The following is a 13609-nucleotide window of genomic DNA, read 5'->3' as shown; positions in this document are numbered from 1 at the left end:
GGCCGGAGGAGCTACTACCTGCCTCGCGCGCTAAGAGCTTGAGAAGACCCCGGACCGGTCGGACCGGGCTGCCCTCGGTGTCGCGCGGTGGGAAATACCCCAGACCGCGACCCCGGACCGGGTGGGCTCGACCCCAGACCGGACCCCGGACCGGCACCGCGTTGGGCGTCGCTCGCAGCAGCGTCGCGCACTCGGTGTCGTCGAGCGCGAAACCGGCGCACACCAACGCCGACCGGCCGAGCTGCGCCGCGTCGCACAGGGGGTAGATTCCTCCAGAGCGGGGTAGAAACCGCCTGTGGACCCGTACGACGAGTACGGGCCGTGACCAATCGACGGACCAACGACAGCCTCTCGCGGGCCAACCGACAGCGCCTCACCGAAGCGCGCAAGACTGCCTTCCTCGAAGCGCTGCGCATCCACGGCGTTGCGACGCGCGCCGCACGCGAGGCGAGCCCGAACGCGAAGGGCACGAGTGCCATCTCCACGTTCCGAGACGCGCGCGCACGTGACCCCGAGTTCGACGCCGCCTGGGACGACGCGATCGAGGCGCACCACGGCGACCTCTTGGCGGAGCTGTATCGCCGCGCGATGACGGGCGACCAGGTTCCCATCCAGAACGCGAAGGGCGAGGTGATCGGCTGGCGTTCGATCCGGTCCGACAAGCTCCTGCTCGAAGCCGTGCGCGCGCATGTGCCCGCATTCACGCCGCGCATGCAGACCGAGGCGACGGTCGAGCAGACCGTGACCAAGAAGCCCGCCAAGGGCATCCCGCTTGAGCAGCTCTCGCCCGAGAGCCGCGAGGATCTGCTGCGCATCCTGGAGCGCGAGAAGGCCATCCGCGACGGCACCGACGCCCCCCGGAACGGCCACGCGCCTTCCCCTCACCTTCCCTTGACGGAGCGCGAGCGTTGAAGGTCGCCACGCCCGCCACACCGAACACAGGATCCGTGCGCACAGAGCGCCGGATCGTCGAAGACGCGCTCCGCAGGGCCAGGGGTCTTGGTCCGGCGTCCCGGTCAGCGAAGCGCATGGGTCCGACCTGCTTGCTTGGTCATGGACTCTCCTCGGGACTCGTCGCCGAAGCACCGCCCGGCGGCGAGTCCCACCTCACACCCCCGGGTCTCCGGGGTTCGGTTGCGCGTCAACCCGGGGTCGTCGTGCTGCCTGGGCGGCGACCCCACCTAGCCCAATGACGAAGCGCATCCACTACTGCTACCTCCTGACGCGCACCCTCCCCGAGGGCGGCTGCCGCTACTACGTGGGTATCAGGACGGCTCCGAAGTACAGGACCCCGGAGAGCGACTCGGCGTACATGGGCTCCGGGCGCGCGATCCGGCGCGCCGTCAAGGCGCACCCCGGGGCGTTCTCCAAGACCATCCTCGACGTGTTCGACACCCGCGAGGAGGCGAGGGCAATGGAGCGCGCGCTCGTCGGGCTGGAGACTGCCAACTCCAAGTGGTCCTACAACCTCGTGACGGGCGGCGAGGATTCCGGCCTGGCGAGCGAGGAGACGAAGGCGCGCATCAGTGCGGCCAATCTCCGCCGCTTCGAGGACCCCGCCGAGCGCGAGAAGACCGGCGCCGCGTCCCGCTCGGTCTGGGCCTCGCTCTCGCCCGAGGAACGAGAGGCGATCGGGGTCAAGCGTGGAGCAACCAATCGAAGGCGCTACCAGGACCCGGCCGAGCGCAAGCGACATCGGGCCATGCTCAAGGAGCGCTATGCCGACCCCGACTACAAGACTCGGCATGCCGAGTCAGTCTCGAACGTGAACAGGTCCCGCGAGGGCCGCGCTAGGAACAGCGCTGGCAACCTCAAGCGCTACGCGAACGAGACGCCCAAGCAACGCGCCGCCCGCATCGAGAAGGCCACCGAGAGGAACCGCGCGCTGGCCCAGGATCCCGCGTGGTTGGAGAAGAACGCGGCTGCGGTGCGCCGTCCCGAGACGAGGGCGAAGCTCAGTGCATCGGAGCGGAAGCTCTGCGAGGACCCGGCCGAGCGGGAGCGGCGCAGCGCGCGCCAGCTCAAGCGCTACGCGAACGAGACGCCCGACCAGAAGGCGGCTCGCCGCCAAGCAATTAGCGAGGGCCGGCAACGCGCCAAGGCCGAGCGCGCCAGAGTTCAACGCGAGGTCCAGTGGATCCTCGCGGCCCTTCTCCTCAACAAGTACGCCGCCTGACCAAGGACCCACCATGCAGACCAAGACCAAGACCCGATCCCAGGAACTGACCGCCGCCCTTGCCACCGCGACTGCGGAGTTGGAGGAGAGCCAATCCCGGCTGGGTGAGGCGATCACCGATGGTGATGAGGCCGGAGCTGAGGGCGCACGCGCTGACGTGGCGCGCCTCCGCTCCCTCATCGAGGAACTCGAAGCGGCTCGGCCTATCGCTCTCCGAAGAGAGCGCGAGGCTGCCCAGGCCGAGGCCGAGAAGGCGCGCCGCGAGCGCGAGCGTGCCCAGAATCGCAACCGCAAGGCCCGCCTGGCCCAGGCCAAGCGCGTGGACGACGCCATGCGAAAGCTCGGGGCCGAGTACGAGAAGCTCCTCGCGCTCGACACCGGCGGCACGGGCTCGGACGCGGGCCGCGTCATCCGCCGCGCGCGCTACTCGGCGCGGGGAGCCTTCGCCCACTTCGCCCCGGCCCTCTCGCGCGTGCTGGAGGTCCCGGTCATCCCGGCCATGCACCGCCGCCCGCTCGTCGAGAGCGAGCGCGGTCTCATCACCGAGTTCGCCGAGGTCGAGGGCGAGTGACCACGCTCCTCTCCAACATCCAAGGGGTCTGCAACGGGACGCTCTCCCCGGCCGGGTCGAGCGCAGCCTACGCCCGCGAGGTCCTGTGGTGGACCAGCGAGGGCAGCGACGACATCCGCCCCGGCGAGCTGCCACACGAGGTGTTCGAGCGCCTCGCGCGCGAGCGCTGCCCGGTCCTTCGGGCCCTCCGCGTTGCGGGCGGCATCGCGCGCATGTTCGAGCGCGACTGCGACCCTCGGCCGCTTCTCGACGCGCTGGGCCTCGTTTCCGGGAGCGACGAGTACAGCATGCGCCTCTACACGTGGGCCGACCTCGTGTCGCTGGCTGCGCCCCACCGCCGAGAAGGCGAGCCCGTCGGCGCGGCGCTTCGCCGCCTCGTCGAATCGAACAGCGCGGCGCGCTGCGCATTCATCTTCGCCATCGCCGAGCCCCGTTGACCCACCAGACCGAGAAAGAGCCCAAGCAATGAGCTACCCCAAGCCCGATGTTCAGCAGTGGACGTTCAACGTCCTTGCCACCTTCCGCCTCGGCGGACGCACCTACAACCCCGGCGACGTGCTCAACCGCCGTCACCTCGCCATCGGCCCCCGCGTCATCCGCGAGCTGATCGACACCGGCAAGATCGAGGTGGCGTCGTGAGCGACAACCTGTCCAAGATGCTGTCCGAGGCCGATCGCGTGTCGAAGGGCGCGAGCCCGAGGGTGACCCGTGACCAGGCCGAGTCCGCCATGCTCGACCTCGCCAAGCGCGAGGCCCGGCCGGGCGAGTCGGTCGCCGTGTCGTTCGCTCGCCTGTGCGAGGACGACGCGCGCATGCAGAAGCTGTACGACCTCGGCCAAGCCGCCGACGTTGCCGAGTCGAGCGCGGCGCTGGCGAAGGGGGTGTCCGGCGATCCCCGCTTCGACCGCTTGCTCATGGATCACGCGCGACTGCGCAAGCGCGCCGGGGAATCGGTCGAGCAAGCAGCGAGCCGCCTGCTCCACGAGGACGACGACATCCGCTCCCTCTACGGCATCGTGTACGGAGGATGAGCCACAGCCTCCTATCCCGGCTGAGCCCGGAGACGCGCCACGTGCTGGCGGCGGCCTTCGTGTTCGAGCGCGCCATCGGCGCTCCGATGGTCGAGGCGACCGTCCGCGCCCTGGCGAAGGAGGAGGGCGCGTCCGTGCCCGCGTGCGTCCTGCTCGTCACCGGGCGGGACACTGGCGCCGACGACGCGCGCGACCCTGAGCTCAAGGCCGCGCGGGAGTGGCGCGCCTCGACGCGGCGCGCGTGACCCTGCGCACGATCCTCGCCGCGCTGGGCGACCTTCCCGGCCGGGAGGCCACGCGCCCCAGCGAGCACCACGGCGCGCCAGCTCCGCTCCAACCCGTGTGCGCGGCGCGGTAGGCCCTCGGTCTTGATCGCCACCCTCGATACCACCCGCGAGCGCCGCCAGCTCGCCGCTCGTCGCCAGTGGCGCGACCCCCTCGGCCGCGCCCGCCTCCTTGCTGGGCAGCTCGTCGCCGCCGAGCGCCGCCGGGTGGATCGCCTGGTCGAGGACAACCTCCACCTGCTCGAACACGCGGCGGGGTACTGGCACAAGCGGCTCCCGGCCGTCCCCTACGAGGACCTGCATCAGGTTGCCTTCCTCGGCCTGCGCCGGGCGGCCGAGCTGTTCGACCCCTTCCACGCCTCGGGCGCGGCCTTCTCCACGTGGGCCTTCCACGGGCTGAATGGCGCGATCCGGGACGACCTCCCGACCCTCATGGGTGGGCCCATCCGTGCGCCGAAGCGGCCCGCGTTCCCGCGCCCGGTGGTCGCATCGCTGGACGACGCCGATGGCGCGCCCGAGCCCGAGGACGGGAGCACCGCGACCGACCCCTACGAGGTCGCCTGCCGCGCAGAGGACCGCGAGCGCCTCCGCGCCGCCCTGGGCCGCCTTCGGAATCCCCGCGACGGCCGCGTGGTCCGGCTCCGGTACGGGCTCGACGGCGGCATGCCGATGACCCTGCGCGAGATCGGCGACGTACTCGGGGTGGGCATCGAGCGCGCCCGGCAACTTGAGCTCCGGGCCCTGGCCGAGCTGCGCGCCGCGCTGGCCGAGTAGGCCACGGCCCGCGCGCGGGCCTTCCGCGCGCCGCTGACCGATCCACGCGCGGCACCGGAGGGCACACTCCGCGCGCACGGCTCCGAGGACCGAGGGGGAGGCGCTCTGGATTCTTGCGAGGAATCTGCGCGTGCGCCCGGGCGTACCTGGGCGCCTTTCGGGCGGACCTGCACGGGCGCCCGGTCGGCGCGCCAGAACGCCCCGTCACGGGCCCAGTGAGCGAGGGAGCCTACATGTGACCGGCGACCGAGCCACTCGCGCGCCCTCCACGGTGGAGGCGGCAAGCGGATCACGCCGGGCTTCGGGGCTCAAGGAGGCCCCTCACATGAACGAGCAAGTGAAACTGCGCGTCCCGCACCTGCCCACTCCCCACGGTCGCTTCTACAGCCACGTGGACGACGCGGAGCAGGGGGCACGCGCCAACTTCCTCCTCGCCGACGACGGCCGCTGGCACAAGGTGCGCAGCAGCGACTTCGATGCCGTCATCAACTGGGTCACGGAGCGGATGGAGTGCGAGGGCCACATCCCCGTCCTTCGGATCGTCGCCGAGGGCGGGCGCCTCGCGGTCCACATGGACGACACGACGATGATCGTCCCGGCGTGGGAGGTCCAGGCGGCATGAAGTACCCGATTCAAGGCGCCCTCGACCAGCTCCTCGCGCAGCGCCGCCCCGACGGCGGGCACGACCACTACCTCCGGGGCTTCGAGGGCGAGCACGACTCCTGGGTGTGGATCACGGCGGAGACGTACAGGCGGATCCTGCACTTCCTCCTGCACGGCACCGAGAACCACCTCGCCGACATCGAGGGCTTCATGGCCAGCGACGGGGACGGCATCCCGTTCGGCGGTCGCGTCTCGGTCTGCATCGACTTCGAGGACCGCACCTCGGACGAGTCGGCCTGGTGCTTCGACATCGCCCCTGCGGGCGACGAGCAGGCTGCCGCCTAACGGGCGCCCCTGGCCCGGCCACCATCGGTCGGGCGTTCACGAGCCTCGGCTCCGCCACCGCGCGGGGTCGGGGCTCCTTCGTCTCCACAGGGCGCTGCCGCTCTGGCGCTCTCTGCGCGCGGCCGCCCGTCCTGGGCATCGGGCCATCGCCGCCGCCCGCGCGAGCAGGAGGCCAGCTAGAAGCGGCGGGCGGGGTCGCTCGTGTTGACGCGCCGCTCCAGCCGTCCGGCGACCCGGTGGGCGAGGTCATCGACCCAGCCAGCGTCCGCGCGGCTGACCCGCTCGGGCCGGTCGAAGCTGACGGGGACCTCGCCGTCCCGCTGGCCAAACATGCCGCCCATCTGGCCCTTGAGGCGCTCGCGGTCGCGGCGGTGCGCGATGAGCTTCCCGTTCAGCGAGCCGAGGCTGGCGTTCACGAGGAGCCCGGCGTGCCGCCCATGCGGGTCGAGGTGCTCGTACACGCCCCGCGCGAAGCGGAGGGCGAACGCGGCGCGCGCCGCGATCTCCTCGACCTCGACCGGGTAGAGGCCGAAGCCTGCCATCGGGTCGCGCCGGGAGCGCTCGTCCGCGCCGGTCATGTTCGCGTCGATCGTGAGCCAGCCGTCCTCGGTCATCTCGACGCGGACCGTCTGCCCCGGTGCACCGGAGCCGCGCTGGGTCACGACCAGCGACCCCGGGCCGCGCTCGCTCTCACGCGCGGCATTCTGGTCGAACAGGCCCACGCCGCGCTCCGTGCCGATGCGAACGAAGTCGTACCGGAAGTCGTCACCGTCGAGCTGCTCGACCGGCACCACTGTCTCGTCCTGCCGTCCCGGCGCGACTACGACGCGCAGCACGACCTCGTGCCCGAAGTCGGGCGGTTCCGCGAGGAGCCCGTCCATCCTCTGCCTGTCCATGCCAGCACTCCTCCGCGCTCCCGCGACCGTGCGTACGGCCGCCTCGACCTCGCGCGCCAGGTCGTCGGGGCCATTGAACGACCGGCGGAACCGGCCGTCCACGTACTCGGACAACCGCGCGGCGAGCCCGTCGGCGTCCTCGTCGCGCTCGACGCCATCCTGGATGAACACGAGGGTCGGGATGCTGCGCCCCACCGCGTGCTCGTACTCCTCCTCGACCACGAGCTTGCCCGACGGCGCGGTGTAGCCTCCCCGGTCGCCGACGACGACCACGACGGCATCGCAGCTCTCGACGCCATCGAGGCAGGCGTTGCGCGGGCTCGCGTCGAGCGAGGGGTTGTCCTCGACGAGCACGGGCTCGCACCCCGCCGCCTCGATCCCGGCGCGGGCAGCGGCCCGGTACTCGCCGAAGCCATCCATCACGGAGCTGACGAACACGCGGGGCCGCTCGGTCACGAGCGCACCTCCACGTCGGGGTTGCCGCAGCGCCGGCAACGGACCGGGGAGCGGGGCACCCTCGGGTCGCGCTTCTCCTCCTCGGTCAGGATCTCGACCTTCTCCTGGTGGCGGCAGCGGTGGCAGATGACAAGTACGACCTTCATGTTGGGGCCTCCCCCTCGCGGTGTTGCTCACGGCGAGCGAGCCCCGCCGGTTCGATCCCGACACCCAAACAAAAGCCGTACCAATCCACCAAGGGGCCTTGGGCAGTCCGGCGGCTGCCAGACTGGCAGCTCTCCGCCCGCGTCCGGGCCTCCGCTGTCAGATCGGCAGCTGCGCCTTCCGCCCGCCGACCGCGCAGGAGGCCCCAGGAGCCCGCCCGTGGCCGCCGCGCTGGATCGGGCACCTCGGGTCCACGGACCCCTAGGAAGTCGCTCTGTGCGGCCTGGAGGGGCGCCTGCCCGGGGCGCGGCCCACCGCCGAGATTCGCAGACTCGGCGCTCGATTCGCTGTTCGGTACTTGTTAGGGTCCGGCCATCGACCCGAACCCAAGGAGCCCGAGATGGCCAAGACCCCGAAGAACAGCGGCAAGCCCTGGACCCCGCCCACCGACGCGCAGCTTCGCAAGCTGGCGAAGGGCAACACCCCGACCGGACTCATCGCCCACGAGCTGGGGCGGTCGAAGGCGGCCGTCTACTCGCACGCGAGCGAGCTGGGCGTGTCGCTCAAGCCGGTCAACCAGAGCCCCTACAACCGGCGCAAGAAGTAGCCGCGCGGGTTGCTCAGCTCGCACTTGATCCGGCACACCGCGTTCTGCATGACGGGGGCACATTGAAGCTCATCAACGAAGTCACAGCCGACAAGCTGCGCGGCGGCTACTACACCGCAGGCCCCGTCGTGGACTTCTGCATTCGTCGGGTCCGCTCCCTGACGCGCGACGCGGGCGGCGCCGTGACCTGGCTCGAACCCTCGGCCGGTGACGGGGCGTTCCTCCGTGGGCTCGCCGAGGCGCGCGACGGCGGGGTCATCCCGCCACCCAAGGTAACGGCCGTCGAGCTGAACGATGCCGAGGCATCGAAGTGCGCGGCAACCCTTCGACGGCACCGCCTTGGCGGCACCGTTGAAGAGAGGTGCTTCTTCGACTGGTCAGAGCGAAGCTCTGCCGCCTTCGATGCCGTCGTCGGCAACCCGCCCTTCGTCCGCTACCAGTTCGTCGAACCCCGCCAGCGTGAGCTGTTCGAGCGCCAAGCAGCGCGGCTGGGCATCGAGCTGCGCGGTGTGTCGAACCTTTGGATTCCCTTCGCGATCGTCTCGCTGTCAAGGCTCCGGCCCGGCGGGGCGTTCGCGCTAGTGCTCCCCAGCGAGTTCGTCTCGACGGTCTCGGCCGGTGCGTTCCGGTCGTACCTCGTCCGGCACTTTGCATCGCTCCAGGTGGACCTCTTCCCAAGGGACACCTTCGCGGAGCTGCTGCAGGACGTGGTGGTGTTGAGCGGCAGGCGCGCCCAACGCGGGGCGACCGCGCGGAGCGTGACCTTCTGCGAACACCAACCCGGACACGAGACGCGATGGAAGCACACCGTGCCGGACCACGCGCCGTCCTGGACGCGGTACTACTTGACCGAGGACGAGGCGGCGGCGTTCCAAGCCGCGCGCGACCTCCCCGGGATCCACGCACTGGGCAAGGTGGCCCGAATCGAGGTCTCCATCGTCACCGGAGCCAACGGCTTCTTCACGGTGGACGACATGACGCGACGCGAGCATGACCTCGACGCCTGGGCTCGGCCGTTCGTCGCCCGCACGTCAGACTGCCCCGGCATCGTCTTCCGCAAGGGCGACCACGCCGCCGCGAGGCGGGCCGGGAGTCGCGCGTGGCTCCTCGACTTCTCAGCCGATCGCCCGGCGCCCATCAACGGTGCGGTGGCCTACCTCTCGCGCGGCGAGGCCGAGGGCCTGCCCACCCGGTACAAGTGCCGCATCCGCGAGCCGTGGTACCGCGTTCCGCACATCAAGTCGGGCGCGCTGATGATGACCAAGCGCGCGCACCTCTACCACCGCCTGCTGCTGAACGAGGCAGGCGTCCTGACCACGGACACGATCTACCGGGGCGAGATGCTGCCCAAGTTCGCGGGGAGGGCGCGGGACCTCGCGGCTGGCTTCCAGAACACTCTGACCCTTCTCTCGACCGAGTTGGAGGGCCGAACCTACGGCGGCGGCGTCTTGGAACTCATCCCCTCGGAGATCGCCCGCTTGCTCGTGCCCGTCGCGGACATGGCGGGCGACCTTGCCGCCCTCGACGAGGAGAGCCGTGCGGCGGGTGGGCAGCGCGACGGCGGCGAGGTGGTGCGCAGTGCCGTGGACGAGCGCCTCTGCAAGCGCGTGCCCGGGTTTGCCGACCTGCTCCCGATCCTCGAAGGCGCTCGGGCCCGACTGCTAGCGCGGCGCATGCGGACCTAGGGTGCCCAACCGGGGCGCTGGTCCGTGATCGCGAGCGAGTAGGTGCCGTCCTCGTGCCGCTCGATCACAACCCAGTTGTCGACCTCCGAGTGCTCTCGCAGGTGGCGGCCGAGCACCGGCCCCCACCCGAGCACGGTGGGCACGTTGTTCTGGTCCGCGACGCGGTGCGAGGCGTGGTCTACGCGCAGGACCTGCTCGCCGAGGTCCACCCCGTGGATCGAGACGGAGAAGGGCACGCTGCACTCCTCGTAGAGAGTCCCCCTGCGCTCGACCTCAGCCCAGGTCGCGTCGCCGAAGAACTCCTCCCGGAAGTACCTCTGTTGGTCGATCGGGAAGCGTGCCTGCGCGAGGCGCAGCTTACCCGTGGGGTTCGTCCCCGCCGGGACTTGCTGGGCATCGGAGCGCTTCAACCGCTTGCACCATCGGAGGTGCTCGACCCTGCCCCGCGTCGGCCCGGGGGTTCCTTCCGCTACGGCCTCGGCCGCTTCCTCTCCAGTCCCGTCGGCAGCGATGCGCGTTGCCGGGCGCCAGAGTCGATCGCGGCGGAGCCCGGGCACTCGGCGACGGGCTTCGCCAGCTGCTCGGCTCGCGGTCCTGGAGGCCCGGCGATGCGCGGCCGTCTGGAGCACTCCCTGGTCCAGCAGGGCATCGAGGTCGTCGCCGTTGCGAACGTGGAACACCCCCTCGTCGTTCCTCGCCGCCCATGAGTCGATCGCGGCGGCCATCGCCGCAAGGGCATCCGCGCTCTCCGGCCCGAGAACCACGCCCGCTTCGATGTTCAAGCCGAGGCCTGCCTCGGTCATGTTCGCGGATCCCGCGTATCCCCGGGCAGTGCCATCGGGCGCGACCAAGTGAATGGTCTTTGGGTGGAACAGAGCGGGTCCGGCGCAGCTGACGATCGTCAGGGATCGGCTCGCAGGATCGGTCAGCAGCGGGAGGAGCGCGCGGATGTCCTCGACCGTCGGCTGCTCGGGAGCGTTCGATCCGAGGACGAGCCGGACGACCTCGACATCCCGGAGCGTCTCCAGGTGATCGCGAAGCGACCCGATCGAGAAGAACCCCGTCTGGAGTCGCAGCGCGCGCACACCGGGCACAAGGGCGGCTGCGAGCCAGTGCCCAAGGGCCTGCTCGGGGGCGCCGCCGCTGGAGTCGAGGTACTCCGCCATCGGCGCCAACGTAGGGACCCCACGCGCCCGATGCCAGCCGGTCGCAGGCTAGGACCCCCTCCGGCCGCCAGGTACCCTAGGGTCGCGCCCCCGTAGCACAATTGGATAGTGCACCGCACTTCTAATGCGAAGGTTGCTGGTTCGAGTCCAGCCGGGGGTACCACCGCAGTCCGCAGCCGATCCCCGACATGACCGAACTCAGCTGGCACGAAGCGATCGTCAAGGTGCTCGAAGGGGCTACGGAGCCCCTCCACTACAACCAGATCGCCCAGGAGGTCGCCCAGCAGGGGCTCCGGGAGAACCTCGGTGCGACCCCGGCCTCCACCGTCGCGGCCCAACTCTCCATCTCTCTCAAGAACGACGGGGACCAATCGCCCTTCGAGAGGGTCAGCCGGGGCGTCTACCGCCTTCGCGGGCAGGTGCCCAAGGTGCCGTCGGAGGCCGTGTCCCCGAGCGAGGATGAGGACGAGCCGGAGACCGGCCTGATCAACGCCTTCGGCATGTACTGGCTCCGGGAGCGGGTCCTGTGGGAGAAGCCCAGGCTCCTCGGGCAGCAGCAGCCCGGGAGCAGCAGCGTGGACTTCATGGGGCAGCGCGGGGTGTACCTCCTCCACGACCGCCGGGAGGTCGTATACGTGGGTCGGACCACGGACCAAGCGATGGGCCAGCGGCTCCGGCAGCACACGACCGACCGCCTCGGCGGGCGGTGGGATCGCTTCTCGTGGTTCGGGATTCTGCCCGTAACGTCGGATGGGACGCTGGCGGACAGCCCGAGCGAGACGTTCAACATCGAGAACCTCATCGCCACGATGGAGGCCCTGCTCATCGAGGGCCTGGAGCCACCGCAGAATCGGAAGCGTGGCGACGGGTTCAGCGCGGTCGAGTTCATCCAGGTCGTGGACCCGGAGATCGAGGAGCGCCAGCGGAAGGCGATGATGGTCGAGCTGCTGAGCAAGAAGTAGCCCTCCATCCCTTACGCCGACCTTCCGCGCGCCGAAGCCGACCGGCCGGAGCGGTGGCCCCGCCACGACTTACGGCCGCAGCTCCGCTCCCTTCTAATCGGACGGTCCCAGGTTCGAATCCTGGCGGGCGCGCCAAACCGCCGCTGGCCGTCGCACCCCCTGGCCTGCGCGACCTCCCGTTTGGAGCGCGCCGGTGAAGTGGCTAGTGCCGCCCGTGTGGATTGCCGGGGCGATACCGGGGCGATCGCCGACGTGCAGCGGAACGAGCCGCGATGACTCGGCTCGGGCTCGGCGCGCGAGAGGGGTGTCCGGACCGCGTCGGATCGCCGCCTGCGCGCTGGCCAGGACTTTGCTTTCTCAGAGATCGACGAAACGTTGGGCGTCCGTCGCCCTACTCCATGGGACCTACCGCCCGGCCCTCTTGCGGGCCCCACTTCCACCTCGGATCCCTTGGCTGACTCCATGAGACTGCTCCCCTTCGCACTCGCCTCCTTGCCCGCGCTGGCCTCGCCCGCGGTCGCGCAATCGGCCCCAGACATCAACTGGCTGAACCTCACCGACGGTCAGGCCGAGCTGGTCGTCGGTCCCGCCTTCCTCTCCACCCTGTCTGGCGGCCCGGTGACCTCGGCCTCGGTGCGTCACTGCTACTCGATCGACCGCAGCCAGGGCGGTCGCAGCGAAGACGGGACCACCGAAGTCACATGGTTCCGCGTGACCCAGGCCTGGGGCGGCGCGAACACCGTCCCGGGCCTCGACATCGGCATGGTCTCCGTCGGGTCCCAGGTCTCCGACTCCCTGGCCGACGACGCCTGCTTCAGCCCGTTCATCGGCACGACCGGCAACCTCTACACCTCGACCGCGGCGACGATCGTGCCAGGCCTGATCAGCGCCACCACGGCCGGCTCCCTCAACCAGGGCTTCACCTGGACCGTCGCCTTCCAATTCCTCGGTTCGGTCGGGGTGCAGAACCGCCTCGGGGTCGACCCGGTGGCCAGCTCGGGGTCACAGACCACGCCGCTGCTCGCGCACATGATCTTCGAGGTCCAGGCGCCGATGAACTACGGCACGACCAACAAGCAGTACTGGATGTTCTCGAACAACGAGACGACCAGCACCACGCCCGGTGCGCCGGGTGGGGTGACCAACGGCAACAGCCAGTTCGGCACGGCCCTGTTCGGCGCTCCGCCGGAGGTGACCGGAATGGTCAACCACACGCGCTTGACCTTCGCTAGCAGCGGGGCCCTGTTCGGGACCGCGTTGCAGCCCGGCTCCGAGTTCATCTCGGGCATCGCCATCGATCAGCCCGTGTTGCAGGGCGTGAAGGACGGCGGCGTCGGCGCCGGCGGAGCCGACTGGCGCGTGGCATCGGAGCCCATCAGCAAGGTCGACCTGCGCCTGATGGATCGCCTCAGCGGCGCTGAGTCGAACCCGTCGTCGAGCGCCTTCAACCCGGGCCTGACCCTGAACTCGGCCCTGGCCATGATCAGTTGCACGCCGGCCCAGACGATGCTGCAGACGCCCTTCTCGTGGGACGACCAGACCGGCACGCCGATGCCGGGCACCTCGACCGCGCCGCCGATCGACACCGTGCGCGCCGGCCTGCAGCAGCTGCACGTGAACATCGACGCCTGCACCCTCGCCTTCCTGGGGGCCGACTTCGGCCTGTTCGAGCCGTTCAAGATCGCCGACGTCGGCTTCAACGACGTCTTCGACTACGGCGACAAGGTGCGCACCCACGGGGGCACGACCCTGCAGGGTGGGCCCTTCAAGGTGGTCAGCGCGCCGATCCCCGGACTCAGCGGCACCCGCATCGGCATCCACGCGGTGCTGCTGCAACAGGACTCGGCCTCGGCGGCGCTGATCCAGACGCCGGAAACGAGCTCGGCCCTGACGGTCGTCCTGCACTGAG

The 13609-nt window shown here is 70.5% G+C and carries 17 protein-coding genes and 1 tRNA gene; 15 read left to right on the top strand and 3 right to left on the bottom strand.

Annotated elements, in window-relative coordinates; genetic code table 11:
• Positions 1 to 321 precede the first annotated feature (321 nt).
• From Pla133_RS11720 to Pla133_RS11680, 10 genes are all read left to right on the top strand, one after another.
• A complete protein-coding gene (locus Pla133_RS11720; protein WP_145065383.1) occupies positions 322 to 912 on the top strand; it encodes a hypothetical protein in 591 nt (196 codons plus the stop codon).
• A 277-nt stretch (positions 913 to 1189) separates the two neighbouring features.
• A complete protein-coding gene (locus Pla133_RS11715) occupies positions 1190 to 2176 on the top strand; it encodes a GIY-YIG nuclease family protein (RefSeq protein ID WP_145065381.1) in 987 nt (328 codons plus the stop codon).
• A gap of 13 nt (positions 2177 to 2189) precedes the next feature.
• Positions 2190 to 2747, top strand: a complete 558-nt coding sequence (locus Pla133_RS11710; protein WP_145065379.1) for a hypothetical protein — start codon at positions 2190 to 2192, stop codon at positions 2745 to 2747.
• Entirely contained in the window at positions 2744 to 3184 is a 441-nt protein-coding gene (locus Pla133_RS11705; RefSeq protein ID WP_145065377.1) for a hypothetical protein, read from the top strand. The genes Pla133_RS11710 and Pla133_RS11705 overlap by 4 nt, the downstream gene beginning before the upstream one ends.
• A 28-nt stretch (positions 3185 to 3212) precedes the next feature.
• Entirely contained in the window at positions 3213 to 3386 is a 174-nt protein-coding gene (locus Pla133_RS26215; protein WP_419192401.1) for a hypothetical protein, read from the top strand.
• On the top strand, positions 3383 to 3778 hold the full coding sequence (locus Pla133_RS11700) for a hypothetical protein (RefSeq protein WP_145065375.1): 396 nt from the start codon (positions 3383 to 3385) through the stop codon (positions 3776 to 3778). The genes Pla133_RS26215 and Pla133_RS11700 overlap by 4 nt, the downstream gene beginning before the upstream one ends.
• On the top strand, positions 3775 to 4023 hold the full coding sequence (locus Pla133_RS11695; protein ID WP_145065373.1) for a hypothetical protein: 249 nt from the start codon (positions 3775 to 3777) through the stop codon (positions 4021 to 4023). The genes Pla133_RS11700 and Pla133_RS11695 overlap by 4 nt, the downstream gene beginning before the upstream one ends.
• 123 nt (positions 4024 to 4146) lie before the next feature.
• Positions 4147 to 4836: a sigma-70 family RNA polymerase sigma factor gene (locus Pla133_RS11690; protein WP_145065371.1), complete on the top strand. Its 690-nt coding sequence runs from the start codon at positions 4147 to 4149 to the stop codon at positions 4834 to 4836.
• A gap of 325 nt (positions 4837 to 5161) precedes the next feature.
• A complete protein-coding gene (locus Pla133_RS11685) occupies positions 5162 to 5458 on the top strand; it encodes a response regulator (RefSeq protein WP_145065369.1) in 297 nt (98 codons plus the stop codon).
• Complete coding sequence (locus tag Pla133_RS11680) at positions 5455 to 5784, top strand: hypothetical protein (protein WP_145065367.1); 330 nt, start codon at positions 5455 to 5457, stop codon at positions 5782 to 5784. Before Pla133_RS11685 ends, Pla133_RS11680 begins: the two co-directional genes overlap by 4 nt.
• A 176-nt stretch (positions 5785 to 5960) precedes the next feature.
• Here Pla133_RS11680 and Pla133_RS11675 read toward each other — a convergent pair whose 3' ends face one another.
• Complete coding sequence (locus Pla133_RS11675; protein WP_145065365.1) at positions 5961 to 7136, bottom strand: DUF4062 domain-containing protein; 1176 nt, start codon at positions 7134 to 7136, stop codon at positions 5961 to 5963.
• Positions 7133 to 7282 carry a hypothetical protein gene (locus Pla133_RS26210; protein ID WP_419192400.1) on the bottom strand — a complete coding sequence of 50 codons (150 nt, stop codon included), beginning with the start codon at positions 7280 to 7282 and terminating at the stop codon, positions 7133 to 7135. The genes Pla133_RS11675 and Pla133_RS26210 overlap by 4 nt, the downstream gene beginning before the upstream one ends.
• Positions 7283 to 7680: 398 nt before the next feature.
• Here Pla133_RS26210 and Pla133_RS11670 point away from each other — a divergent pair, with 398 nt between their 5' ends.
• Both Pla133_RS11670 and Pla133_RS11665 read left to right on the top strand, forming a co-directional pair.
• Positions 7681 to 7887 (top strand): hypothetical protein, encoded by a 207-nt coding sequence (locus tag Pla133_RS11670; RefSeq protein WP_145065363.1) that lies wholly within the window; start codon positions 7681 to 7683, stop codon positions 7885 to 7887.
• 62 nt (positions 7888 to 7949) lie between these two features.
• Positions 7950 to 9572 carry an Eco57I restriction-modification methylase domain-containing protein gene (locus tag Pla133_RS11665; RefSeq protein ID WP_145065361.1) on the top strand — a complete coding sequence of 541 codons (1623 nt, stop codon included), beginning with the start codon at positions 7950 to 7952 and terminating at the stop codon, positions 9570 to 9572.
• On the opposite strand, the gene Pla133_RS11660 is transcribed toward Pla133_RS11665, so the two are convergent.
• On the bottom strand, positions 9569 to 10738 hold the full coding sequence (locus tag Pla133_RS11660) for a phospholipase D family protein (RefSeq protein ID WP_145065359.1): 1170 nt from the start codon (positions 10736 to 10738) through the stop codon (positions 9569 to 9571). The two genes, Pla133_RS11665 and Pla133_RS11660, sit on opposite strands and share 4 nt — an antisense overlap.
• Positions 10739 to 10824: 86 nt before the next feature.
• Between Pla133_RS11660 and Pla133_RS11655 the strand changes: the two genes are divergently transcribed.
• The 3 genes from Pla133_RS11655 to Pla133_RS11645 all read left to right on the top strand — a co-directional run bounded on the left by Pla133_RS11655 (position 10825) and on the right by Pla133_RS11645 (position 13608).
• A tRNA-Arg gene (locus Pla133_RS11655) sits at positions 10825 to 10901 on the top strand.
• Positions 10902 to 10926: 25 nt separating this feature from the next.
• Entirely contained in the window at positions 10927 to 11700 is a 774-nt protein-coding gene (locus Pla133_RS11650; protein WP_145065357.1) for an HTH domain-containing protein, read from the top strand.
• Positions 11701 to 12162: 462 nt separating this feature from the next.
• Positions 12163 to 13608, top strand: coding sequence for a hypothetical protein (locus tag Pla133_RS11645; protein WP_145065355.1), 1446 nt, complete (start codon positions 12163 to 12165; stop codon positions 13606 to 13608).
• Position 13609 lies beyond the last annotated feature (1 nt).

The organism is Engelhardtia mirabilis (genome assembly GCF_007748095.1).
Lineage (GTDB): Bacteria > Planctomycetota > UBA1135 > UBA1135.
This window is presented reverse-complemented; position numbering and strand designations above follow the sequence as displayed.